The sequence below is a fragment of the Psychromonas arctica genome, from assembly GCF_038155225.1.
Taxonomy (GTDB): domain Bacteria; phylum Pseudomonadota; class Gammaproteobacteria; order Enterobacterales; family Psychromonadaceae; genus Psychromonas; species Psychromonas arctica_B.
In genome coordinates this window covers 22,390-48,083 of record NZ_JBAKBA010000020.1, presented here as the reverse complement: position 1 = coordinate 48,083, position 25,694 = coordinate 22,390, and the positions used below count along the sequence as shown (strand labels likewise).

At 35.5% G+C, this 25,694-nt stretch carries 24 protein-coding genes, 1 tRNA gene and 1 pseudogene; 16 read left to right on the top strand and 10 right to left on the bottom strand.

The window, feature by feature from the left end:
* Positions 1–9: 9 nt before the first annotated feature.
* From holA to leuS, 3 genes are all read right to left on the bottom strand, one after another.
* Positions 10–1,008, bottom strand: a complete 999-nt coding sequence (holA, locus tag V6255_RS09955; protein WP_341628011.1) for a DNA polymerase III subunit delta — start codon at positions 1,006–1,008, stop codon at positions 10–12.
* 7 nt (positions 1,009–1,015) lie between these two features.
* Positions 1,016–1,558, bottom strand: coding sequence for an LPS assembly lipoprotein LptE (gene lptE / locus V6255_RS09950; RefSeq protein ID WP_341628010.1), 543 nt, complete (start codon positions 1,556–1,558; stop codon positions 1,016–1,018).
* A 368-nt stretch (positions 1,559–1,926) separates the two neighbouring features.
* Positions 1,927–4,515, bottom strand: a complete 2,589-nt coding sequence (gene leuS, locus V6255_RS09945) for a leucine--tRNA ligase (protein ID WP_341628009.1) — start codon at positions 4,513–4,515, stop codon at positions 1,927–1,929.
* 218 nt (positions 4,516–4,733) lie between these two features.
* Between leuS and V6255_RS09940 the strand changes: the two genes are divergently transcribed.
* Both V6255_RS09940 and V6255_RS09935 read left to right on the top strand, forming a co-directional pair.
* Entirely contained in the window at positions 4,734–5,369 is a 636-nt protein-coding gene (locus V6255_RS09940; protein ID WP_341628008.1) for a PilZ domain-containing protein, read from the top strand.
* A 254-nt stretch (positions 5,370–5,623) separates the two neighbouring features.
* Positions 5,624–5,714: transfer RNA gene (locus V6255_RS09935), tRNA-Ser, on the top strand.
* 536 nt (positions 5,715–6,250) lie between these two features.
* Here the strand turns inward: V6255_RS09935 and V6255_RS09930 are convergent.
* The gene (locus V6255_RS09930; protein ID WP_341628007.1) at positions 6,251–6,580 is read right to left on the bottom strand and encodes a hypothetical protein; all 330 of its coding nucleotides are present in this window, start codon (positions 6,578–6,580) and stop codon (positions 6,251–6,253) included.
* Positions 6,581–6,601: 21 nt separating this feature from the next.
* Between V6255_RS09930 and V6255_RS09925 the strand changes: the two are divergent.
* Positions 6,602–7,084, top strand: a pseudogene (locus V6255_RS09925) (zinc-binding dehydrogenase); the annotation flags it as partial.
* A 442-nt stretch (positions 7,085–7,526) separates the two neighbouring features.
* Here V6255_RS09925 and V6255_RS09920 read toward each other — a convergent pair.
* From V6255_RS09920 to V6255_RS09910, 3 genes are all read right to left on the bottom strand, one after another.
* Positions 7,527–8,132 carry a YitT family protein gene (locus V6255_RS09920; protein ID WP_341628006.1) on the bottom strand — a complete coding sequence of 202 codons (606 nt, stop codon included), beginning with the start codon at positions 8,130–8,132 and terminating at the stop codon, positions 7,527–7,529.
* 1,036 nt (positions 8,133–9,168) lie between these two features.
* Positions 9,169–10,296 carry a zinc-binding dehydrogenase gene (locus tag V6255_RS09915; protein WP_341628005.1) on the bottom strand — a complete coding sequence of 376 codons (1,128 nt, stop codon included), beginning with the start codon at positions 10,294–10,296 and terminating at the stop codon, positions 9,169–9,171.
* Positions 10,297–10,438: 142 nt separating this feature from the next.
* Positions 10,439–11,119 carry a glutathione S-transferase family protein gene (locus V6255_RS09910; RefSeq protein ID WP_341628004.1) on the bottom strand — a complete coding sequence of 227 codons (681 nt, stop codon included), beginning with the start codon at positions 11,117–11,119 and terminating at the stop codon, positions 10,439–10,441.
* Between the two features lie 386 nt (positions 11,120–11,505).
* Here V6255_RS09910 and V6255_RS09905 point away from each other — a divergent pair, with 386 nt between their 5' ends.
* From V6255_RS09905 to V6255_RS09870, 8 genes are all read left to right on the top strand, one after another.
* A complete protein-coding gene (locus V6255_RS09905; RefSeq protein WP_341628003.1) occupies positions 11,506–11,943 on the top strand; it encodes a hypothetical protein in 438 nt (145 codons plus the stop codon).
* Between the two features lie 169 nt (positions 11,944–12,112).
* Positions 12,113–12,376, top strand: a complete 264-nt coding sequence (locus V6255_RS09900; RefSeq protein WP_341628002.1) for a hypothetical protein — start codon at positions 12,113–12,115, stop codon at positions 12,374–12,376.
* 65 nt (positions 12,377–12,441) lie between these two features.
* Positions 12,442–12,849 carry a lysozyme inhibitor LprI family protein gene (locus V6255_RS09895; protein ID WP_341628001.1) on the top strand — a complete coding sequence of 136 codons (408 nt, stop codon included), beginning with the start codon at positions 12,442–12,444 and terminating at the stop codon, positions 12,847–12,849.
* Between the two features lie 418 nt (positions 12,850–13,267).
* Positions 13,268–13,627 (top strand): DOPA 4,5-dioxygenase family protein, encoded by a 360-nt coding sequence (locus V6255_RS09890; protein ID WP_341628000.1) that lies wholly within the window; start codon positions 13,268–13,270, stop codon positions 13,625–13,627.
* A gap of 317 nt (positions 13,628–13,944) precedes the next feature.
* The gene (locus V6255_RS09885) at positions 13,945–14,454 is read left to right on the top strand and encodes a hypothetical protein (RefSeq protein WP_341627999.1); all 510 of its coding nucleotides are present in this window, start codon (positions 13,945–13,947) and stop codon (positions 14,452–14,454) included.
* Between the two features lie 174 nt (positions 14,455–14,628).
* Positions 14,629–15,441 carry a 2OG-Fe(II) oxygenase gene (locus V6255_RS09880; RefSeq protein ID WP_341627998.1) on the top strand — a complete coding sequence of 271 codons (813 nt, stop codon included), beginning with the start codon at positions 14,629–14,631 and terminating at the stop codon, positions 15,439–15,441.
* 184 nt (positions 15,442–15,625) lie between these two features.
* Positions 15,626–16,183, top strand: a complete 558-nt coding sequence (locus V6255_RS09875; protein ID WP_341627997.1) for a bifunctional adenosylcobinamide kinase/adenosylcobinamide-phosphate guanylyltransferase — start codon at positions 15,626–15,628, stop codon at positions 16,181–16,183.
* A gap of 253 nt (positions 16,184–16,436) precedes the next feature.
* Complete coding sequence (locus tag V6255_RS09870) at positions 16,437–17,051, top strand: FKBP-type peptidyl-prolyl cis-trans isomerase (RefSeq protein ID WP_137297819.1); 615 nt, start codon at positions 16,437–16,439, stop codon at positions 17,049–17,051.
* A gap of 483 nt (positions 17,052–17,534) precedes the next feature.
* Here the strand turns inward: V6255_RS09870 and V6255_RS09865 are convergent, their stop codons facing one another.
* Positions 17,535–18,509, bottom strand: coding sequence for a cobalamin biosynthesis protein (locus V6255_RS09865; RefSeq protein ID WP_341627996.1), 975 nt, complete (start codon positions 18,507–18,509; stop codon positions 17,535–17,537).
* Positions 18,509–19,204 carry a 5'-methylthioadenosine/S-adenosylhomocysteine nucleosidase gene (gene mtnN, locus V6255_RS09860; protein ID WP_025563060.1) on the bottom strand — a complete coding sequence of 232 codons (696 nt, stop codon included), beginning with the start codon at positions 19,202–19,204 and terminating at the stop codon, positions 18,509–18,511. The genes V6255_RS09865 and mtnN overlap by 1 nt, the downstream gene beginning before the upstream one ends.
* A gap of 140 nt (positions 19,205–19,344) precedes the next feature.
* Here mtnN and tyrS point away from each other — a divergent pair, with 140 nt between their 5' ends.
* On the top strand, positions 19,345–20,616 hold the full coding sequence (gene tyrS / locus V6255_RS09855) for a tyrosine--tRNA ligase (RefSeq protein ID WP_341627995.1): 1,272 nt from the start codon (positions 19,345–19,347) through the stop codon (positions 20,614–20,616).
* A gap of 12 nt (positions 20,617–20,628) precedes the next feature.
* Positions 20,629–21,339, top strand: coding sequence for a hypothetical protein (locus V6255_RS09850; protein WP_341627994.1), 711 nt, complete (start codon positions 20,629–20,631; stop codon positions 21,337–21,339).
* 158 nt (positions 21,340–21,497) lie between these two features.
* Here V6255_RS09850 and folE read toward each other — a convergent pair whose 3' ends face one another.
* Complete coding sequence (gene folE, locus V6255_RS09845) at positions 21,498–22,070, bottom strand: GTP cyclohydrolase I FolE (protein ID WP_341627993.1); 573 nt, start codon at positions 22,068–22,070, stop codon at positions 21,498–21,500.
* Between the two features lie 649 nt (positions 22,071–22,719).
* On the opposite strand from folE, the gene V6255_RS09840 reads away from it, so the two are divergent.
* The 3 genes from V6255_RS09840 (at position 22,720) to V6255_RS09830 (ending at position 25,575) form a co-directional block, all read left to right on the top strand.
* Positions 22,720–23,136 (top strand): cupredoxin domain-containing protein, encoded by a 417-nt coding sequence (locus V6255_RS09840; RefSeq protein WP_341627992.1) that lies wholly within the window; start codon positions 22,720–22,722, stop codon positions 23,134–23,136.
* A 5-nt stretch (positions 23,137–23,141) separates the two neighbouring features.
* Entirely contained in the window at positions 23,142–24,014 is an 873-nt protein-coding gene (locus V6255_RS09835; protein WP_341627991.1) for an FTR1 family iron permease, read from the top strand.
* A gap of 145 nt (positions 24,015–24,159) precedes the next feature.
* Positions 24,160–25,575: an imelysin family protein gene (locus tag V6255_RS09830; RefSeq protein ID WP_341627990.1), complete on the top strand. Its 1,416-nt coding sequence runs from the start codon at positions 24,160–24,162 to the stop codon at positions 25,573–25,575.
* The last annotated feature ends 119 nt before the right edge of the window (positions 25,576–25,694 follow it).

Sequence of the window (25,694 nt, the reverse complement as noted above, 5' to 3'; positions counted from 1 at the left end):
TACATCCTTTTATTTTAAAAATTGATAACAAATCGCATTCAGTTGTAACCAAGTATCTGTTTTATTTTCAACCTTAACCGAGACTTCTAATTGAGCGCACTCAATGATCATTTTCTCTAATTGCAAAGTACTTAAACGGTTTAATGCTTTGGTTAATAAAGCTTGTTTCGCTGGCCATAATTTAGGTTTTTGTTGTGCAAATAGCGATGGCAACGATTGTGTTTTCATTTGATACGAATATGAAAGCAGCTTTTGAATTTCACTGGCTAATGTTGCGCTCAGTAATAACAATTCCGTGCCTTCAGCCTGTAATTGTTTAATGATACGCGCATTACGTGCCTTTTCTCCTGCTAACAAACTATCTACCCATTGGAACAAGCTAAAATGATTATGCGTCGTAATACTTTGTTCTACTTGGGTTAAATGTAAATGTTGTTTAGGGAAAAGGATAGATAATTTTTCAATTTCTTGTTTCGCCGCTAATAAGTTACCTTCAAAATGCAGTGTTAAAAAGTCGATCACTTCATTATCAGCCGTTAAACCGGCAACACGCAGGCGTTGAAATAACCATTGAGGGAAACGTTGTGGCATTAATACATTAGTGGCAACAAACAAACCTTGTTGCTCTAGTTTATTAAACCAGACACTTTTTAATTGTTGAGCATTCAGTTTTGGCCCTTTGATGACCAATAGAATATCAGGATTTAAAAGCGGTGTAATTTCTCTGATGAAATCAGTATTTTCTTTGGTGGTTTTACTGAGCGTTAATTCAATAATTTGTCTTTCAGAAAACAATGATAGGGTATTGAATTGACTAAATATTTGGTCTTTATCAAAGCTACCATCCAAGCTATAACTAAAACGTTCTAAAAAGCCTAATGCTTTAGCCTTAACTTGAATTTGTTCAAAGGCTTCAATGCTTAATAGTGCTTCATCACCAAATATCAAGCAGCAGCTAGGCAGTTTTTGTTGGATCTGTTGTGCTAGCTGTTCAGGATAAATTCGCATAAAAAGGTTACTCGGTCACTTGGTTTTCTATGCTCAGCATAGTGGCTATAATATGATCGGCTGCAACTACTCTTAACTCTTTGATTAATAACTCTTGTTCACGAGATTTTGCTAATGCTTGCGAAGAATCGTAAAGAAAATCTCGATATAAATTAACGTCAAAATCTTTAGCCGTGAAATTAGGCATTTTTAAAGAGTACTTCATGACATAACCAATCTCTTTTTCTGCATTTTGTGCAGTTGCATATAACGAAATAGTACGTTCACTTTGACTTTCTGATTTGAGTCTTAACACTGCAGCATCAGGGTTAGGCTCTGTTAATATCTTAATATTTGCACCACGTAAACGCAGTTTAACAAGACGAGTTAAATCACCTTTAGGATTATTAGTTTGTAAGTATATTTCAGGGAATTTTTCCACTAAACCATTATTATGTTTAAGGTGAAAACCACAACCACTTAGCAATAATGTCATCGCTAACGTCATTAATAACATGGTACGACGATAAAGAGTCAGGCGATAAAAAGCTCGAGGGTGAATTGAATGCATAAAAAGCCTTTTGTAATGTTTAAGAGAATGAATAAGACTAAGTCAGTTATTTAGTTATTTAGTTATTTAGTTATTTAGTTATATTAGTTATTTAGCTATTAAAAATTGATGATGATCGTATAAATGGTTAATTCCAATTATCTATTTAATATTACTCGCTTTCTCTTTTGTCGTTTAACGCAAGAGTATCTTATATAGGGCGAGCTTTAGCTTATAAATATAAATAGAAAAAATTAAGTGTCACTTATTTTATCTTATCTTATTAGTAAGTGTGATTAACAATAAACCTCTTATCCTAAAGAATAAGAGGTTTATTAAATAATCAAAGTCGTTCTAATCTAAGTAAATTGAACACGTTAACTAATAAATTAATTAGCCACGATATTCAATAATTTACCCGGTACATAAATTACTTTACGAACCGTTTTGTCAGCTGTGAATTTACTCACATTATCATCTTCATTTGCAAGTGCTTCTACTTGTTCTTGCGTAGCATCAGCTGCAACCGTTAATTTTGCACGTAACTTGCCATTAACTTGCACGATAATCAGTTTTGAATCTTCAACTAATGCTGACTCATCAACCGTCGGCCAAGGTGCAGACAAAATATCATCTTCAGAACCTAATAAAGTGAATAGCTCTGCACAAATATGCGGTGTGATTGGAGATAACAATTTAGTCACTGCTAATAAAGCTTCCTGTAAAATAGCACGATCTTGCGCTGCTTCAGTTGGCGCTTTAGTCAGTTTGTTCATTAATTCCATTACCGCAGCAATCGCAGTATTAAAGGTTTGACGACGACCAACATCATCACTTACTTTCGCAATTGTTTTGTGTAGTTCACGGCGTAATGTTTTTTGGTCATTATTAAATGCTTTAATGTCTAATGGGGCAACTTCACCTAATGAAACATGATCAAATGCCAATTTCCATAAACGCTTAAGGAAACGTAATGAACCTTCTAACGCAGAGTCAGACCACTCTAACGTTTGCTCAGCAGGTGCAGCAAACATCATAAATAAACGCACGCTATCTGCGCCGTATTTATCAATCATCACTTGTGGGTCGATACCGTTATTTTTTGATTTAGACATTTTGCTCATACCGTCATAAACCAATACTTGTCCGTCAGCTGTTTTAGCTGAAATAACTTTACCTTTAGCATCTGTTTCTGTAATTGCTTCAGTTGGAGATACCCAAACTTTACCGCCTTTTGCATCTTCATAGTAATAAGCGTCTGCTAATACCATACCTTGCGTTAATAACTTCTTATAAGGCTCATCGCTGTTTACTAATCCAAAATCACGTAATAATTTATGGAAGAAGCGAGAATATAAAAGATGTAAAATAGCGTGCTCAATACCACCAATGTATTGATCAACCGGTAACCAATAGTTAGCTTTAGCAGGATCTAACATTTTATCGTCACTTTGTGGTGAACAATAACGTGCGTAATACCAGCTTGATTCCATGAACGTATCAAACGTATCTGTTTCGTGTGTAGCAGGTTGACCGTTATACGTTGTTTTAGCCCACTCAAGGTCAGCTTTGATAGGTGAAACAATGCCGTTCATGGTGACATCTTCAGGTAAGATAACCGGTAACTGATCTTCAGGCACAGGCACAACCGTTCCATCTTCAAGCGTTAATGTTGGGATTGGTGCGCCCCAGTAACGTTGACGTGAAACACCCCAGTCACGAAGACGGAAGTTAACCTGACGTTTACCTTTATTTTCACTTGTTAATCGCGCTTCTACTGCGTCGAATGCGGCATCAAAGTCTAAACCTTCTAAAGCAGTGAAGTCGCCAGAGTTAAAACAAACGCCTTTATCAGTAAACGCTTCAGTTGAAACATCAACGTCAGCATCAGCAGGTTTAATCACTGCTTTAATATCTAAACCGTATTCTTTAGCGAATTCATAATCACGTTGGTCATGTGCAGGTACAGACATCACTGCGCCAGAACCATATCCCATCAATACAAAGTTAGCCGTCCAAATTGGTACTTCTAAACCAGTAATAGGGTGGATAGCTTTAAGACCTGTATCAACACCCACTTTAGCCATCGTCGCTAATTCAGCTTCTGCTAATTTAACGTTTTTACAGCTTTCACAGAATGCCGCTAATGTTGGGTTAGACTTTGCAGCTTCTAACGCTAAAGGATGTTGTGCTGCAACAGCAACATAAGTCACGCCCATTACCGTATCTGGGCGAGTCGTGTAAACAGAGAATGTTTCATCGCTGTTTGCCACTTTAAAGTCCATCTCAATACCTTCTGAGCGGCCAATCCAGTTACGTTGCATGGTACGAACTTGTTCAGGCCATTCGTCTAACTGGTCTAAATCATCTAATAGCTCTTGTGCATAAGCTGTAATTTTAATAAACCACTGTGGTATCTCTTTTTGCTCAACGATTGCACCAGAACGCCAGCCGCGACCATCGATAACTTGCTCATTGGCTAACACTGTTTGATCCACTGGATCCCAGTTTACCGTTGCCATTTTTTTATAAACTAAATCTTTTTCTAATAGCTTAGTGAAAAACCATTGTTCCCAACGGTAGTATTCAGGTTGGCAAGTCGCTAATTCGCGGCTCCAGTCATAACCAAAACCTAACTGCTTAAGTTGTGTTTTCATGTAAGCAATGTTTTCATAAGTCCAACCTGCTGGAGCAGTATTGTTCTTAATCGCTGCATTTTCAGCTGGTAAGCCAAACGCATCCCAACCCATAGGTTGCATAACATTTTTACCCTGCATACGTTGGAAACGAGACACAACATCGCCGATAGTATAATTACGCACATGTCCCATGTGTAATTTGCCACTTGGGTAAGGGAACATTGAGAGGCAGTAATATTTTTCTTTAGATGGGTCTTCAGTCGCTTTAAATGATTGATTGTCATCCCAATGTTTTTGGAATTTAGCTTCAATCTCTTTAGGGTTGTATAACTCTTGCATATTAAGTCTGCCTGCAATGAAAAAAAATTAATAAGGGCTGTAGGATACAGGAGCAGTTGCTTTGCAACAATATTTATGAGAAATGAAGCTTCATTTTTTAAAAAAGTTGGACTATTGCGAAAGGAAATAGATTAAAAAGTAATTATTTAGACATAAATATGTGAAATTGTCGTAACATAAAAGGATCAGGACTTTCTAAAATCATAAGGCGGAGACCAATGGCTAAATCAGATAAAGAATTATTAATCAATGATCAGGAATTTGAGCTACTGTCTGAAATGTTATTGGATACAGAAATTAGTGAAAATAAAGAGCTCAATTATGATATTTCATCGAAGTCAGGAAAAGACGCATTACTCTTTCAACTAGGGTTAGCAGACGATTTGCAATTAGTTGCGAATTACGGAAGCCACCATCTGATTTTTCCAGTGCAAATGAAAATGGGCGACTTCACTAATTTTAGTATGACGCTTAAATCACCTAAAATTTATGAAACTGGCGATAAGCTTCGCTCATGGCGATTATCTGCAGATAAAACCATGAGGATCGTTAATGAAGAAGGAGACGTTTTACCTTACCGCGTTAAAGATCTTTCCGCATCTGGGATTTCTTTATTAATTGATGATCCTGAACATGAATCATTACCGGAAATATTAAGTAATATTTATCTGCAATTACCTGACCGGGCACGATTACCTATCTCAGGCTCTCAAATACGCCGCATCGATAAATACACAGTGGCTTATTCTTTAGGCAAAGAAGGCGACGACGAAATGCTCTCTTCTTTAACTGAATACTTATTTGAGTGTCATGCAGAGCAACATCCAGATGCACATACTAATCTATTTAAGTAAGTCGATTTAAATCATAAGCAGGTGGAAGGTGGCTTAAGTAAAGGTTATTAGGCAACTAGCTGAAATAAACAATTTAAATTAGTAAAGTAAAGTAAAGTGAATCGATTGAAGTATATTATGTAATAGCTGAATAAAATATAGTCTTAATGTCGTTTATTTAAACTTTATGTTTAATTATTCGGCAAACAAATTTATTTCGTCAAAATAAACTTTACAAACAAGGCTTAAAGTCTGTATTATTCGTCTCGTTCTGCGGAGGGGTGGCAGAGCGGCTGAATGCACTGGTCTTGAAAACCAGCGAGGGTTAATAGCTCTCCGAGAGTTCAAATCTCTCCTCCTCCGCCACATTTGAAAAGGCTCATTACTGAAAAGTGGTGAGCCTTTTTACTTTCTGAAGTATCGTTACCAATCATACTAATTAACTGATCTATTTTACTTGTTAAATAATTTATTTTCTCGTTGTAAGTTTTGTAAAGGGAGTAACCATTAAAGCATTAATATCTTTTGGTTAATTCCCCCGACAGACGATTAACGAAGATGATCTTATAAAAACCTCAACTTAGGCCTTAAACTACCCCATTTAATCTGCAAAAAATTTAAATCACTTATTTAATGTAATTAGTATTATCAATGACATAAATCTAGCTTTCATTATATGCCTTAAAAATACTTTACCGTACTAAGTTCTAAAACTAGATTGTAATACCAATCACACTAATTAAGTTATCTATTTTACTTGTTAAAATAACTTATTTCTTCGTTGTAAATTTCGTAAAGGGAACAACCATTTAGCTCAATTTTCGCCTTGAACTAAGTTGTTTTTCCTGCGCAAAATTTAGATCACTTATTTAATGTAATCGGTATAAGATTATGCCATCGCTTTAAGTGAGTCTCTCCCATATGCCAATATTATTTTTGTTCACTTTAAACTTAGACCAAGCAATAAACTCTTTTACCGAACAAGATTCTAAGAGATTTATGTTTTCACCTGCGAGTACAAAGTATTTTACGGTCTTTTTATTACTTATCGTTAATACTTCTCTAATCTCCCATTCTTTTCCTATTTTCCCGTTGCTATAGGTTTGGCCTGATTCAATATTGTGTGGATGTACGTTATCGTATTCAGCATGTTGCTTGGCTTTTTCAAATATCTCATTCCAACCTTCATCGGTCATATCGATAAATGAACCATGTTCGGTCACTGCCTTCATGAAGTCCTCAACAGTCACTTCATTGGCTCTGCTGCCATTCAACTTGTAAAAGCGCGCGGGGCTTACGTTATTGCTGTCACTAGCCCAAGTAAAAATCAACAATTGTTAGATTTAGGAGTCGATCAGGTCATTACCAGAGACGCTAATTTATCTGAAGTATTGGGCGAAAATAGTGTTGATGTAGTCATTGATCTTGTTGCTGGAAAGCAGTGGCCACAATTGTTAGAGGTATTAAAGCCTAAAGGACGATATGCTGTATCTGGCGCGATTGGTGGCGCTTTGGTGGAACTGGATGTTAGGACACTTTACCTAAAAGATTTAAGTTTTTTTGGATGTACAGTGCTTGAACCTGAAGTTTTTAAAAGTTTAATAAACTGGATTGAACAAGATAAAATTAAGCCAATCGTCGCGGCTACTTTTCCATTGGAAGAGATAAATAAAGCGCAAGATACGTTTTTGAAAAAGGCGCATGTGGGTAAAATTGTACTTAACGTTTCTGAGTAAAACTTAATAGTGGATGTGTCTCTATGAAGACTGTTCTTTGTTTATCCATCATCAATGACTGGTTTAATAGTTCATTGATAGAGACATTTCACTTCTGCTTTATTAGTTAAGTTAATGCTCCCGTTACCGTTTAAAGGTGCTTTGTTCAGTCGTTAGCTTGGACTCCAAGTTAAGGCGTAACATGATGACAATGTCGAGTCCTTATTGAAGGTTGCAACGCAGAGTTGGTTTTTAAACTAACGATCCAGAGGGCAAGCGGTGAAATCAACACCTTCGTTGTTAGAAAACGTTGTTAGAAAGTGTCGATTTAACGCGTTAGATCTTCTTCTTTTTGCTTACAATTTGTTCACTTCACCGTTTTCTGAATTTTGCACCTTGAATGGTAACGGGTATATATCTACACAAACTATATTTATGTGTTTATTACTCACCATTAATACAGTTATCTTGCACTATAACGGCCCGGTTTATGGTTTATAACCAATATTAAGTTATAAGAAATAGCACCGACGATTGATAACGCGATAGCATCCCAATCTACAATGAATATGGCAAGAATAAGAACGACACAATCCACCGCCATTTGAAATTTACCAATGGATATTCCATATTGTTTAGCTAAGTATTGGGCGAGAATAGTTAATCCTCCTAAGCTAGCTTGGTGTCTAAATAACCCAAGTAAACCAGATCCAACTAATAACCCACCAATGAACGCTGCATATATAGGATCCAAAAATTCAAATTGCATGAAAGAAGGAGCGTACTCAACAAAAATAGACAAGAGAAATACAGAAATAAAGGTTTTTAATGTAAAAGCTAAACCAAGTTGTCGATATGACAAATAATAAAAGGGTAAGTTGATAACAAAAAACACATCACTAAATGAATATGAAGACGCATATTGCCCTAAGAAGGCTAAACCTGCGGTACCGCCAATAAGCAACCCCGTTGATTTGAAAAACGTAATACCAAGGGCTGCAAGAAGAGTACCTATCAGTATACCTTGAGCATCTTCAAACAATGAGTGTTGAGCTGATTTTGTAGACATAGCAAGCCTAATTATTTGTTCAGTAATAAAAAATAAAAGTAAATTAATTCGCTTCGAATGTTTGAAAGTATCTGGAAACTTAATATCCATCTTCAGTGCTTTTTCAACAAACAATAAATACTTAATAATTAAAGATTAAATAGCAATAATTAGACCAATAATAAATATTTATAATCCCACTACCAACGCCGCTAATTTAGTTCTGTTTAGGCTATATAACAACCTCATTTACAAATTAAATTGCATTAACATGGTGCAGTAATCACAAATATTTGCGTTGAGATCGAACACTTTACTTTTTATGTAACAGCTTTTTAAAAGTACTTAAAATTAATGACCTGCGCTTTTTTGTAATACTGATAAATAGCAGATTGTTTAATCGGCTATAAACTCATGGTTGTTTGATTACATAATCGGTTTGATTAAATAATCGGTATGATTAAAGATAGGAATTAACTATCTGAGGTTAAGGGCTGGAAGCTTGATAAATTAGTAAGGTATTGTCGATCAAATATGGGAGTATTTGGGTTAGTTTTTTTGTGTCATAAAGGGTTAAACTAATGCATGACAACTTATATGATGATGGCACCCGTTATTTAGAGTGTTAGTTTTTATCGAGCTCTTATCAATAAAAGTATTAATAGAAAAGCACTGGTAGAAAACCCAACTTGGATTCAAATAATAAGGTGTGAATAATAATACCAAAAGAATTAATAAGGAGATCATTCTTGCTGGTTAAAATCACCTCTAACTGCGTTGTGAGTTTTGAAGTGAGAACAACTATCTCCTACAACTCACGCCTTATTAGTGTTAATTTTTCCTGCGCAACCTCTGCTCACTTATTTAATTCCATTGGTATAAGTATCAGTTAAAAGGGATGTCTATAAAATAGAAAAGCTGATGCTATTTCAACATCTGCTTTTATGCTCGTTACCATTCAAGGTGCAAAATTTAGAAAGCGTTGAAACGGGTATATATTTACACTCACTAATCGTTAAAAAACAGCCCATTCAATAGGCTGTTTTTTTATAATAAATTAACTTTGCGGTGTTATTAGGTATTTTTCACCTGTTGCTTGTTTAGAATAAGCAGCTATTGATTGTAATTTCAATGCTTCTGACAATGACACTTCATGTGTATAGTGACTTGCAAAAGTCGTCGTAATTTCATCAGCCACACGTTTGCGCATTGCAACGATGGTTTCAGAGCCTAATTTACCAAGCGCATTGAATAATAAGAATCCATTCACACCCCAAGCAAAACCAAAGTTACGATTTATTGTAATGGGACCACGATTTAACGCACCATAAATGTAAACTTGTTTGAATGTGTCAGAACCATAAATAGAGTGCTCTTTCATGTTTTTGGCTGCGGCTACTTCCATACAGTTAAGAATGTCACTGGTTAACTGCCCACCCCCAATCGGATCAAACGCAATCGTCGCACCTGTTTCAATAATTGCTGCTGTTAAGTCATCAAGGAAAGACTCACTACTTGAGTTGACAATGTATTTAGCACCCATATCACGTAACAATGTTTCTTGTTCTGGTTTACGCACAATATTAATTAAATCTACACCATCAGCAATACAAATACGGTTTAACATTTGTCCAAGGTTTGAAGCCGCTGCTGCATGAATAATTGCTTTATGGCCTTCTGCTCGCATGGTTTCAACCATTGTTAATGCGGTAAGTGGGTTAACAAAAGACGATGCACCTTGCTTAGCTGTTGTGCCTTCCTTTAATACAAGACAGCTTTGTATATTGGCGCAATGATATTGGCGATAACTACCTCCGCCAATCACTGCAACCATTTTACCCATTAATGCTTGTGCCGCAGGCGATGATCCGGCTGCTACTACTGTTCCAGCCCCTTCATTGCCGACAGGCGTTGCTTTACCGACACGTGTTTTAAGCGAAGGCATAAACTGAGCTGGCACATCTGCGGTAACAACTGGGCTCTTTTCTGTGCCAGATTGAACTGCTGTTGATAGGTCGGCAGCGCTAAATAGAACACCTAAGTCAGATGGATTTAAGGGTGCCGCTTCAATGCGAATAACCACATCATCAGCATTAGGTTGTGGCATGTCGATGTCTTGTAAGGCAAGTGTTAATTTATTGTCTTCGCTGATAGTTGAAGTCAGTTGAATATTGGTATTTGTCATTTCGAATTTCTCCTACAAATAGGTAAGTTATTAACCAATTTTTTGATATTGGTTGTGTTTTTTTGGATGAGCTAATGAGTGCCAACTGTCTTGAAAAACACCGAAAAAAATCATTTTATTTTCGTTTTTAGTGCATCAATAATTACTGTTTAGCTTTTGAAGCTCTAATTTGAGCGGTTACTTTTTTAATAAATTCGGGCATATTTGTTAAACGATCTGCCTCAATCTTTTGAGCAATGGGTGATTGACTCATAGACTCATTCCATTTTGTCATTCCTGGAATCTCTGCCAGTACATCCCATTCAAGTTGGCTAGATGCAAACTTACTGACGATGCTATTAACGTAATAAACGTAGATATCAGCCATTGTAAATTGCTCTCCTGCAACCCATGGTGAAAATTGAGATAAATGACTTAATGCAGTAATACCACGCTTTAATACTTGGCGTATTTCTACTTTAACCGGCTCAGGCGCTTCAGTACCAGAAAAGGCATAAGGTATAAAACGTCTACTTGGCAATTCAAAGTAAAGCTCTGCTATTTTCATTATTTGACGCACAACAGCACGTTCGCCACTGTTTTCAGGGTAGAGTTGAATATCAGGGTAAGTCTCTTCTAAAAAGTCACAAATCACGCTCGACTCTGAAATATTCAAACCTTCGGGTGTCGTGATAGCGGGCACTTTACCTACTGGGCTAATGGCTAATAACTCTTTGCTGCCTGCGTAAAGGAGGTTTTCTTGAAATGGTAATTGTTTATAGAGAAGTACATGTTTCACTAGGTTGTAATAGTTACTAGCGGCAAAACCGTGCAAAATTATCATAATTCACTCTTCTATTCTTAAGGTAAAATATTAATGTAAAACATCTGCATAAAGCATTCATGTAAAGTTGTTGTTAATGGCTTAATAAAGCATACACATATAAGACGCTACAATGTCAACAAGGTGTAATGTTTAACTTAAAAACATTATTACACCTTTTAATATGGTTATATATGCAGCTTAATGTGAATCACTATTGTTTTTAAGACAATAATAAGGCGAAACATTACTGTAAATCCAACTGTTAAGCCCATAGGTCGCTTTTAGAGATTACATTAATCAAAGCTAATCATTATTGATGATTTCATTTTGTATTAGGTGTAAAAAATGCACTTATGATACATTTGTAAAATGACAAATAAAAATCAATGTTGTTTGAGTTTCTTATGCAAGAAATAGAAAAATTTAATTTAAAAGAAAATATTAAAGAAAACTATCAATTAGAATTTGAGGAAAAAAGAGTTTCTTTAACTATTTCAGGAGCCATCATTGAGAAACAATATAAATTAGAGGATGGATCTTTTCTTTTATTCTCGACTGATAATTGTGCGTTTGAAGAACAGTTGCATTTGACGCTAATAAGTCATGATCTTAAGTGTATAGATAAGGTTGATCTTGGTCTCGAATATGTGTCTGGAACACTCGATAATATCCAAGTAATAAATAATCACTCTATTGAATTTGATTTCTTTCCAAATACTAGGTACCAAATTTTTGTTAATAACTCGGGCCGACACTTCTTTACTAACCTATTATCAGAAGTTCATTATTCTAAACCGATTATTTCAAAGAAATATTTAAAAATAGCTAAATTAGCTTGTTGAGATACTGGTGGTCGCTCAGTTGTAGTTCGACTCTAAAAGAGAAAAATTAATGTTTTATAGTCATAAAAATGCATAATAAAACATATAAATTATGCGAGTTTAATTTTTAAAATACTGTTGATTTAGTCAATTATTTTGAGTTATTTAATTAACTGTTATAAGGGCGCGTATGGAAGAGAGTCTTAAGTTTGCTTTAGTTATTATATTTCTGCTTCTTAACGTTAATTTATTAATGTTGGTATTGGTTAAGCAGGTGTTTTTATTTGGACAGCATGTTAAAAAAAATGAAAATATATCTGTTTTTCAATTGAAAATGCAATGTAATCGATCTTTCTCTTTAGGGAATTGGTATCGAAAAGGTGAAAAAGGATACACCACTGCGATAGTGTGTAATCTTGCTATGTATGGCGGGATTTTATGGTTGTTATTGTAGGTAAATCAAAAGAAGCTTGGGATACTATCCGAAGTATGTCGCTTGTAAATTAATACGAGGTTTAAATGAATAAATTTATTTTCTTGATGTTCGCCATCTACTCAAGTTTTGTGGTGAGCGATGAAATTGATTGTAATAACATGATCAGCACGTTGGATATCAATTACTGTGCAGGCGTTGAGTTGAGCAAAGCAGAACTCGAAATGACAGCTTACTTAGCTAAAAGTAAAGAAAGAAATAGCGACGATAAAGAGTTGATTGCGGCTATTGATAACGCTCAACAGGCATGGGGCGTCTATATTGAGGCACATTGTAGTTCTATTTATACTATGTGGCGAGAAGGCAGTATTAGAGGCGTTATGTCTTTGAATTGTAAAACTAAATTAACCAAGCAAAGAACACATGAAATATGGTCAAATTTTCTCACTTATATGGATAGTACACCACCGGTATTGCCTGAACCAAAAGTTTAAAGGACATAGATGGCCACTCTTTGTAAATCAAGTTTAGATTGATTTTTATCTACTATTTCATTTTTTAATTATAACGTTATTTTTATTGATGATTTTAGATAATGATTTATCAAATTTATATTGTGTTTGGCTGAGAGTAGACTGGTTTCGCTTTGTTATACGCTTTTATTTACTATTTTATTCGGTTTCATACGGTTAAAAAACATGTAGGAAAGTCCTCTGAACATCTACTTCAATGGGGTGAAAGGAATGCATTACTTTGCTTCAATTTTTAACATCGACATTTGTATTTATGGCATTATGTGTAAGCATTAGACCTTGTTTTCATGTAGATGAACAATAGAAAATAGTGGCTTCTAGAACTACGCGGTAAGATTTAGTTAAGATTATAATATTCACTGTATTAATAGGAAAATTAATGAATGTAGATAAATTTCCAGTCAACGATCATGATAAGTACCATGCTCATGTTTATTTTGAACAAGAAACTGTAACGTTCGCCACCATGCTATGTGAAAAAGCAGCTCACTTATTTGGATTATCTATGGGACGAGTTCACCGCAGAAAAATAGGTCCGCATCCTAAATGGAGTTGCCAAATAATTTTTACTTCAAATGACTTTAATATGCTTATTCCATGGCTTGAGAATGAGCGAAATGGTTTAACAGTATTTGTTCACGCAGTAACGGGTAATAACTTAAAAGATCATACTGATATGGCATATTGGCTAGGTAAACCGCAAGATCTTAATTTATCTATATTTAAAAACGATACATAGTGTGAAGATGTAACAGCATAAGTTCAACTGAAATACTTTGTTCATACAGCCATAATACATCGCGTGTTTAGTCTATTTCATAATATCTATGCTTTATTGCAGACTCTTTCTTACCTTTTTTCAATTCTGAATATGCTCTTATTTATTTCAATTACACAATCTTATTTACCCAATTGCTTAATTAGAGGCGAATAATTAATTGAACATCAAGTAAGTATCAATTAACGTGGCTTTCATTTTAATAACTCATCTCAGCATAATTCAACTATCTGTTGTTATACCTGTGAATAATTAAGTTAATATTAAGGTAATTTATAATGGATATCGTTAGTTTATTTTTTAAACAAACAAATTTTGATGTTTTAATTAAAGAAGCAATAGAAAAAGACATTATTTATATTAGTAACAATACAGATGATACGATAAGTGGCTTTGGTTATAGTGAAGACTGGCTAGGTCTTGGTGAGCCATGTGATTTATGGTTAGCTTCGATTCTAACGGTGGAAGGGGAGCAAGAATTAGACGAAGATGATAAGTATGCGGCAGGTTCTTGGGATGGTTTTGATCAAAGTTCTAACCCTGATTCAGTAGCGATAACGGATAAAATTTGTCAACAAATGTGGGATGCTGTTGAAGCGATTGAAGATGAAGAGTTGCAGGAGTCTTTTCATGAACGAGTTAGAGTGCGTAGTGCTGACATTTTAATTAGTTGTATTCCTCTCATTAAAGCAAACTTTACAACAACAAACTCATTTTTTGTTTCCATTGCAAGCCACGATGAAACGGTTGAAGCTAAAAACAGAATGTTAGCCTTAATAGAAAATTAAGTTGTTGAAATTAGTGTCGGAAAAGTAGCTGATATACTTTTTTATTAATGACGGTGTTGATTTATTTTTTGAATCTAAATTTCTATTGTCATTGTCATTGTCATTGTTAGTGATAAGTTAGTTAACATTATTTCTCGCTTTATTAATATTCAAACCTTATTGGAATACCGATGTATGACATTAGAAGCAATAAAAGAACTGATCATCACTCAGCTTGAGCAACAAACAGAGTCTATTTTGAAACAATGGTCGACGCATCAAGGTACCTCAACGAATTATTTTTATATTGATAATTTATTACCTGTCGCATTAGTTGATGAAATTTATATGGCTTTTCCAAAAGAAGGTGATGGTTTTCATAAACGTAAAAGTTTCCGTGAACAAAAAAGTACCTTTGCTGCTTTAGCGAATAGCTCTGCTATATTGAGTGATATTACTAAAGCCTTTCAATTACCTGAGGTGGTTGAGAAAATATCATCGTTAGTGGGTATGAAAGCATTAGAAGGTGATCCTACTTTGTATGCTGGTGGGCTTTCAATGATGTTTAAAAATGACTTTTTAAATCCGCATATTGATAATAGCCATGATGGAAATAGAAAGCGCTATCGTAGATTAAATTTACTGTATTACGTAACGCCAGAGTGGATGCTTGAGAATGGCGGTAACTTTGAGTTATGGGATGCGAAAGTGACTGTTCCTGAGACCATCATTGCACAATTTAATCGACTCGTTGTGATGGAAACGAATAATAAATCTTGGCACTCAGTGAGCCCTGTTATTGCTGATAATGCAAGGTGTTGTGTTTCAAATTATTATTTCTCTGAAATATCACCTAATGGATTAGAGTACTTTCACGTCACCTCTTTTACTGGTCGACCTGGCGAAAAGTGGAAAAGAACCGTCGGTGTTGTTGATAATTTCCTACGTAATAATGTTGCTAAGGCACTAAAAACAGGTCGCGGAAAAGGGCTTATTAATAAAGAATAAATCCTTTTATATGTCGTTTTTAATGTCATTGTTATGCTGTGCTACTTAGTTGAAAGCTAGGTAATTTAATTGAAAGCATATTGTTTAGTTTAAGTAGGTTTTTTAGTTAAAATAGGTTGCTTAGTTAAAAAGTAATGAGACAAAAAATAGTCTCAAAATTACGTTGATGTTAAAAAGGGTAGTTATGATTCAGTTGTTTATTGGTGGAGTACGAAGCGGTAAGAGTGCCGCTGCAGAAACGTTGTTAATTGAACGTGTTAAATCCCATTCTTTAAAACCTGTCTATATTGCCACTAGTGTTGCTTTTGGTGATGAAACCATTGAACGTATTGAGAAACATAAGCAAAGTCGTCAAGCACAGTTTGAGTTACCTATTTCTACTTATGAATTAGATTACCAACAGGTTGATTTGTTATCTGTTTTGAAATCATTGAACTCACCAGAAAATATTGTGTTGATAGAGTGCCTTTCTACTTGGGTAGGATGGTATTTATGTTTAGACAATTCTTTACAGCAGAATTTAACAATAATGGAACAACAACAAGCCTCTTTATTATCTTTTTTAACGACAACTAAATGTGATGTCATTATAGTTACCGGTGAAGTGGGGTGTGGTCTCATTGGTGAAACGCCTTTGCAAAGGCGTTATGCTGACAAGCTAGGTGAATTAAACCAAAAAGTGGCTGCGTTATCTGAACATGTATTTTTAGTGACGGCAGGAATAAAGCAAACACTTAAATAATTAATTTTTTACCTGTTTTATTTTATGGAAGTTCGCATGAACAGTTAAGTGTACTTACACATTTCTATCTCAAAGTGTTTGTTTTACTTCAATATTAAATAGAGATTTAAGCTGATATTGAGCAGTATGTAGGCTTGTTTTAAAGAAAATTTAATTTTTTATAAATTCCCCCTTTAAATCTTATTTTTGCTCCCCATATTATTAATTAACATCGATGGGGAAACCCAATAATTCATAAAAAAAGAGAAAATATATGTCTGATTATACTACTCAAGAGCAACAAGCAAGTTACGGTATCGGTTTACAAATGGGTGAGCAACTTGCTTCTAATCCTTTTGATGGTCTAGAAATCTCAGCTGTTTCTGCTGGTATTGCTGATGCTTTTGCTGGCGCAGAAAGTAAAGTTTCTCAACAAGATCTACAAGCTGCATTCCAAGTAATTTCTGAGCGCATGCAAGCAGCTGCTGCAGAGCAAGCTAAAGTATTAGGCGCGGCTGGTGAAGCATTCCTAGCTGAAAACGCTAAGAAAGAAGGCGTTACGGTTACTGCATCTGGTCTTCAATATGAAGTAGTTGCAGAAGGCGAAGGCGAAAAACCAACAGCAGAATCTACAGTAAGTGTTCATTACCACGGTTCTTTAATCGACGGTACAGTATTTGACAGTTCAGTAGAACGTGGTCAACCTGCTGAATTCCCAGTTGGTGGCGTTATTGCTGGTTGGACTGAAGCATTACAACTAATGTCTCCAGGCGGAAAAATGAAATTAGCTATCCCTGCAGATCTTGCATACGGAGAGCGTGGCGCAGGTGCTGCAATTGGCCCACACGCTACATTAGTATTTGAAGTTGAATTATTAGCAATTAAATAATTTAATTCTAACGACATTAAGTTTTATTACTTAATGAGTTAAAAAGCCCTTATCTGGTAACAGATAAGGGCTTTTTTATTGCTATTTTTTAGACATTGATTCAATGAGGTTATTGATTAGTGTTCGCTGGTTCGAGTTAGCCAAATACATTTGTTAGCGATTAGCGATTAGCGCTTCAATTTAATCAATAAAAGTGGGTGCGTTCTTATACCAATCACACTAATTAACTGATCTATTTTACTGGTTAAAATAACTTATTTCTTCGTTGTAAATTTCGTAAATGGAACAACCATTTAGCTCAATTTACGCCTTAAACTAAATTATTTTTCCAGCGCAAAATTTAGATCACTTATTTAATGTAATCGGTATTACTGCTTGAATTCAGTCATAAATGCGAGCTGTTTCTTTGAAAGTCGCTTATCTATTTAACGACATTAACAGTCTCTTCTGTTACTAGAAAAGTACTTATTACAAAATAAGGACTTAATAACTGCCATTAAAATAAGCAACAATCTGCGGGAAAAATTCGTAGAGGCTAATACAAATTAACCAAAACCAAGCGCTTAACCCTAAGCGTTGAATTGCTAAGGTAACTTTATCTATCGTTGGTTGATTATTAATACCGAGGTTGGCATAAGTGACTTTCTCTGATTCATATAAGCGAACACCACCAAGCTGTGTTTGAATGCTTAATGCAAAACTACTCAGTAATAAACCTGAAGAGAAATGATGCCAATCAACGCTTTGTTTGAATTTTTTAAAGAGATGCTTGATCGGTTTATCGTACAAAGAAAATGTAAAACTAACGAGTATATGTACAGGTAATTGAAGTAACCTGGTAATGAAAGAGGGTAGTTGACCAAAAACTTTATACAGCGGTAATTTGCAATTCCATTGTTGTGTACAAATATGCATTAGTTGATAAAACAAAGCACCATAAAGACCACTGATTAGATACCAAAAAATAACCGTAAACCATCCATTTGTTAAATGTAATACTAGAGATTCAATGGTCGCTTTATTGGTGCCTAATAAAGACAGCGGTTTTGTTTCACGTAATGTGAGTGGCGATAAGAATAACTTTGCCGTAGCCAAACTATTATGTCGTAGATCACTATTAATTTGTTTGTAGACGTTCATTTTGTCATGCCAAGACAATAGGCTATAGATCACCACAATATCAATCATAAAAGGTTTAAACGCCACTACATATAATTGGCTGATGATTAAGACGATGGGAAAATAGATTAATGAAAAGGCGAGTAAACTAGCTAATCGCTTATATCCATCACTGCGTTCTGGTAGGTTAACTTTAACCGCTATTTGTTTGAAAATAAGTGCAAAAGCGGAAAGGGGGTTAAGATCTTTAGGTAATGAGAAACAAAACGAACACAGCGCAGCAAACATAAAGCTGAAATAAACGCTGTGTTGTTCCATTAATGCTAATATGTCCTGCATTAATTAATTCTATCTACAATTGCTTCCACTAAGGTAGAGGCATTTTTAGCGGCAACAGGTAAGAACTCTTCAAAAGAAAGCTCTGATTTTTTACCTGCAATGTCAGACAGTGAACGAATAATTACAAACGGGACTGAAAATTGGAAACAAACCTGTGCAATCGCAGCAGCTTCCATTTCACAAGCAGCCATAGTTGGAAAGTTAGTACGCGCTACTTCTGCTTTTACTGGATCGGCCATGAAGATATCACCAGTACAAATAAGGCCTTTGATGATGTTCAAGCCTGGTAATGTTTGTGCAGCCTGTTCAGCAATATCGATTAATGAAGGCGTTGCTGCAAAAGCAGGTGGTAATTGTGCCATTTGACCAATTTCATAACCAAAAGCCGTTAAATCTACATCGTGAAATCTTACTTCTGTTGAAATAACAATGTCTCCAACATTTAAGTTTTTATCATAACCACCGGCTGAACCCGTGTTAATGATTGTGTCAGGAGAGAACTTTTCTAACAATAAAGTCGTTGCAACGGCTGCTGCCACTTTACCAATACCGGATTTTGTTAAAATAACTTGTTTGCCGTTAAGGTCACCTTGGTAAAACTCACAACCTGCAATGCTAGTTGTTGTTACGTTATTCATTGCCGATTTTAGGATGCTAACTTCTTCATCCATTGCTCCAATAATGCCTATTTTCATGTAATTTTCTCTTTGTGATATCAATAAAGATGTAATGCTAACATATTGTTCGCTATATCTTCACTCTAAGGTTTTTTTGTGGCGAGTAACTGTGTAAAATCCTGTGTAATTAATATTGCTAGCAAACTAGGAAAAAGTAAATGAATGCCTTACTCGAAGATTTAAAAGCGCGTGGTCTAATTGCCCAAACAACTGCAGATGAAGAGCTACATGAACATCTATCTAGTGCAAGCCGTACTTTATATTGTGGTTTTGATCCTACTGCTGATAGTTTACACATTGGTAGCCTAGTGCCTTTATTGATTCTTAAGCGTTTTCAAGAAGCGGGTCATAAGCCGTTAGCATTAGTGGGCGGAGCAACTGGTTTGATTGGCGATCCAAGTTTCAAAGCGGCAGAGCGTAAATTAAACAGTGATGAAATTGTCGGAAACTGGGTAGACTCAATTAAAAAACAAGTTAGTGCATTTATTGAGTTTGATGAAAAAGACAATGCTGCCGAAGTTGTTAATAATTTAGATTGGATTAGTAAAATGGATAGCATCTCGTTTTTACGTGATGTCGGTAAGCACTTTAGTGTGAATGCTATGATCCAAAAAGAATCCGTTAAACAACGTATCGACCGCGAAGGTGCTGGTATTTCGTTTACTGAGTTCAGTTACATGTTATTACAATCTTATGATTTTGCAGCCTTAAATAAAGAAAAAGCCTGTACGTTACAAATTGGTGGTTCTGACCAATGGGGTAACATCACGGGTGGTATCGATTTAACACGCCGTATGAATCAAGAAAAAGTATTTGGTATTACGATGCCGTTGGTAACTAAAGCAGATGGAACTAAATTTGGTAAAACCGAATCAGGTACAATTTGGTTAGACCCAACTAAAACATCGCCTTACGCTTTTTTCCAATTCTGGATCACAACATTAGATGCTGATGTTTATAAATTCTTACGTTACTTCACTTTCTTATCTGTTGAAGAAATTACAGAAATTGAAGAAAAAGATAAAACCATTAAAGGGCGTCCACAAGGACAAGCTATTTTAGCACGTGAAGTAACACGTTTAGTACACGGTGAAGAAGGGTTAGCATCAGCAGAACGTATTACTGAAGCATTATTTTCTGGGAACTTAAGTAGCTTAAGTGAGTCTGATTTAGCTCAGTTAGCGCAAGATGGACTTCCTGCTACTGATGTTGACACTGAAAGTGCTTCTATTGTTGAGTTATTAACGAGTTGCGAATTAGCAGCATCGAATAAAATGGCTCGAGAATTTGTAAATAATGGTGCTGTGATGGTGAATGGAGACAAAGTCACTGATACTGAAGCAACTATTCAAAAAGTAGATGCATTATTTTCACGTTACACATTGGTTAAACGTGGTAAGCGTTTATTTAATTTATTTATCTGGAAATAAAAGAGAATCCATATGATCTTAAAAAACTATACCTTAAAAAATAGTGTGTTAAAAAGCTGCGCCTTAAAAGCGACGGTTGGCACATTGGTTGGTTTATCATCTTTTGCTGTATTAGCAGATGAAACAGAAGAACCATGGGTGGATATGAGCGATCCGACAGCGGTTTACTCAAGTGCAACTATTGGAGGTGGTACGGAAGGCATTGATTTATCTGCATCTTATGGTGGTTATTTAAGTGGTGTATATAAACACCGTTTTACTGTTGCGGCTAAACATGATTTAGATTTTTATGAAGTAAACTACTTATTATTAAATGCAAAGTCTAATTCAGGTGTGACTTTTGATAGTAGTTGGAGTGAAGATATCCGTGCTGATGGCAATGATTTCGATGATGTAAATGATACCTCTATTGGTTTCTTTGCCAAGCTTGCTTTTATGGATAATCATCTTAACTTTTACCCGAAAGTGAGTGTTGGTTATTTGTGGGATGGTGATATCGAAGACACTACCTATGTTAAATTTGATGCGACGACACGGTATACATTTAATCGTATGTATTGGGTTGGTATTACGCCAAGCTATGCACATGGTTTTAAAGGTGCCGACCTTAACGAATGGGAAGCAACGATAGACGCAGGTGTTCAATTATCTGATACGTTTGGTTTTAGTGTTAGCGCGAATGACGATGAAGAATTTACTGCAAATGTAACTTTTGCATTCTAGTCTTTCGTATTGATCTAAAATGCTAGCTGAATCAATAGTTTTAAGCTAATAAAAAGCCTGATTAATATCAGGCTTTTTTGTATTTATTTTACAGGTAAATCAGACTTTACATTAAAAAAAGAGCTTACCATTACTTATTAAAAAGCTTATTAAAAAATTTATTTTCTTAAAGAAGACGACACAATTGATAAGAATTCATCTTTAGTCTTTTTATTCGATTTAAATAAACCTCTCAATGCAGAAGTGACTGTCGTTGAACAGATCTTTTGAACACCTCGCATCTCCATACACATGTGTCTTGCATCAATCATTACAGCAACACCTTTAGGCTGTAGATGTTCATTTAATGCATCACAAATCTGCTCAGTCAGTTGTTCTTGAATCTGTAGGCGCCTAGCAAATACGTCGATAACTCTAGGTATTTTAGATAGGCCTACAACCTTACCATTAGGGATATAAGCGACGTGCACTTTGCCAATGATTGGTAACATGTGATGTTCACATTGTGAATAAAACTCGATGTCTTTGATAACAACCATTTCATCATTAGTAGAAGTGAACAGCGCTTTTTGAAGAATTTCTTTTGGATCTTGAGTATAACCGCCACACATAAATTCAAAGGCTTTTCTTACTCGAGAAGGGGTGTCTATTAGACCTTCTCTCGTTGGATCTTCACCTACATGTTCAAGCATTTTTTTAACCGAACTCTCGAACTCTATATTTTTGTCCATGAAATATTTCCTTTAACTTTTGTTATATTTTTATATGTGAATCTAAGAGATGAAACGGAGAATGTACCCATTGAATCAGGCCTTTATAACCATTCAATTACCGTTATTAATAAGCTTAATTTAAATAAAAATCATGGTAACAATATTCATAAATATTAGTTTTATTTCAATGACTATTATTCATGTTATTGAGAACACACACTTAACTTAATTAATGTTGAGTATGTTATCAGTATTCATGGTCAGCAAGAAATAAAAAAGCCCGAATTAAAGTCAGGTTTTTCAGGTTTATGTTCCATCATATTATTTTAAAGATAAATGATAGATAAAATTCGACATTAATTTGAAAAAACGGATCTAATTAAACATGGCACTTCGACGGATTTATATTGAACTTATTCTCAGACTCAGTCGTATATCTTTTTTTTAAAAAAACAAAGGGCAAATAAACAGATGGATTTTTTAGAACACTATTTTGACAAAAGTTAACTCGAGAACGTATGCCATGAGATAAATATAATTTTTTAAATAGTAATGATAGTTATTATTGCTTATGATGTTTTATTACTTTATGATCCGTAATGTTAATAAAATTGACAAAGTTGAGGGATAGACCTCACTTTTATAACCAGATATTTGGATATTTTCAATGAAATTTGTTCGTAATTTTTTTATTTCCTCTTTTATTGCTGTTATCTCAGTTAATTCTTTCGTTTCAGCAAGCGAAACTTCAGTTAGTTCACAAAAAGACGCAGATGGTTTTAGCGTTGAATTGAATGACCCCCGTTACACCAAACTTAAAACTTACCTTGTAGAAATGAAAGATGGTGACTTAATTCCTGCTGAATTAGTCGTACCAGAAAAAACAAGATTCCGTATCGTGATTCGTAATATCGGCAATAAACCCGCTGAATTTGAAAGCAATCAGTTACGCCAAGAAAAAGTCTTGTTCATGAAGGCAGAAACCAGCGTCGTTATCATACCTTTAGATATTGGTACTTATGATTACTTCGATGATTTTGCACCAACAACGCTAGGTAAAATTATAGTAAAAGGTAAGGAATAAAAAAAATGGGTCAGACTATATTCGTCGTATGCAGAGAGAGCATTGAAGCGCTCTTAGTAATTGGAATTCTGTATGCTTGGATGAATGATAGGCAGGATGCCAAAACAGGAAAAAAATGGTTGTTTGCCGGAATACTAGCAGGATTCGGACTAGCAACATTACTCACATTAACATTGATTGGTGTGACAGATATTTTAGGCGGCGAAGCACGTACTTGGTTTGAAATCGGTATGTTGGCATTTGCAAGTGCATTAATTGTTCAGATGGTGATGTGGATGCGTGTTCACGGCCGAACGTTAAAGCAAGAAATTGAAAGTGGCTTAGCAACAAACTTGAGCGGTGAAAAGAATTGGTGGGGTGTGTTCTTCCTCGCGATGATAGCAGTAGGGCGAGAAGGGTCTGAAACAGTGATGTTCCTTTACGGTTCTCTTTTACAACTAGATTCTTTTGCATCGTACATGAGCTTCTTTATGGCAGCGGCTATTGGTTTAGCACTGGCGATGATTTTATTTTATGCCTTACAGCTAGGTGGTCGCTTCGTTTCATGGAAATGGTTTTTCCGAGTGACTGAAATCATGTTGCTTTTTTTAGGCTCAGCTTTGTTTTTAGCGGCTTCAGAAAAATTATTAAGTGGTCCTCTAGGCGCAACTGAATTGCCGGCGTGGATGTATAGCAACATGTGGGATATGACCAGTATTTTAAGTGATAGTTCAATATTAGGTAATTTATTGGCTTCATTATTTGCTTATCGCTCACAACCGATTGGTTGGGATCTGATGATATTAAGTACTTTTTGGGTTGCAGTATTGCTGTTACTTAAATGGCAATCAAATAAGCAGTCTGAACCGATTGCACATCTAAAGGCTGAACACGCTTAAAGCTATATAAAAAGTTAAAGAAAGAAATTATATATACAAATTGCAGAACACAATTTACACAGTTGCAGGAAGCAATTAACACAATGAGTTTATTGATAACGATAAAACTCACTAACGTTTTTAATGTACATCCAGGAGTATAAAAGTGAAAAAGACAATGTTAAGCACGATGATCGCAGGCGCTTTATTAGTTTCAGCTTGTAACGCAGAATCAGAAATACCAGCAGTACCGCAAACTGAAACGCCAACAGTCAAAGCTGTAGCAACAGAAGTGGTAACAAAGACTGAAGCAGTAACTGGTCTATCTCAGAGTGATAAGTTAGCGGCATTATCAACTTATGCAAATATTGCTTCAGCTAACTACTCAGATGCTGTGAAAGATGCAAAAACATTACAAACAGCAATCAGTGCTTTTGTAAAAGCGCCGACTGATACAACATTACAAGCGGCTAAAGATGCTTGGTTAGTCTCTCGTGAAAGTTACGGTACAACAGAAATATTCCGCCTTTCAAATGGCCCTATCGACGCTGAAGACGGTTGGGTAGCTGAAACTTACGGTGGTGTAGAAGGTGAGCTTAACTCATGGCCTTTAGATGAAAACATGATCGATTACACTGTTGATGCTAACAATGAGCGTACTACTGGTAACATTATTGATACTGTTGGGTTGTTTACACCAGGCGGTGAAGAGGTAACTGCTGTTGACGTAACAACACTAACACCAGCAGTATTAGGTGAGCTAAATACAAATGGCGGCGATGCAAACGTAGCAGCTGGTTACCATGCCATTGAATTCATGCTTTGGGGTCAAGATCAAGATTACAACAACATGATTGAAGACACTATCAGCAATGGTGCGATGACTGCTGGTCAACGTCCATTAACTGACTTCACAATAGATAAACTAGCTGAACGTCGTCTTGCTTACCTTGGCTCTGTTGCACAAAAAATGGTTGATGATTTATCAATTGTAGCAAGTGCTTGGGAAGATAAAGTAAATGGTGATAAAGGTCTTTACCGTGCTGCTTTATTAGAGCAATTAACAGGCGATCAAGCATCTAAAAATATCGAACTATCTACTGCGTTAAAACAAATCTTTGCAGGTGTTGGTGTCTTCTCTAAATCAGAACTAGCTAACGAACGTATTGCTGTTGCAGTATTAACGCCAAGTGAAGAAGATGAGCATTCATGTTTCTCTGATAATACACACCGTGATATTGCATTGAACTATCAAGGTATTAAGAACGTACTACTAGGTGAATACAAAGGCAAAAAAGTAGGTCCAGCTTTCATTGATAACTTATCAACTGAAGAGCAAGCTGAAATTGCTACATTAATGGCTGATATTGAAACACGTATTGCGACCATCAACACATTAGCAACAACAACAATGCATTTTGATTATCAGATTCGTCCAGAAAACGAAGAAAGTGTACAAAACATTGTCACGCTTAAAAACCAATTACGTCGTCTAGGTGACCAAATGGTGACTGTGTCTAAAGCGTACGGTATTTCATTAACAACTAATGATGTTACTGATGCTGAAGAAACACAACTTTAAAGCAATGTAACTGGTAATACTGTGGTCAATGTTATTGTCATAAATAACATGCAGTAAGGTTATTAGTTTAAACGCCACTACCCGGAATCGGTTGGTGGCGTTTCTCGTTACCTATAGGT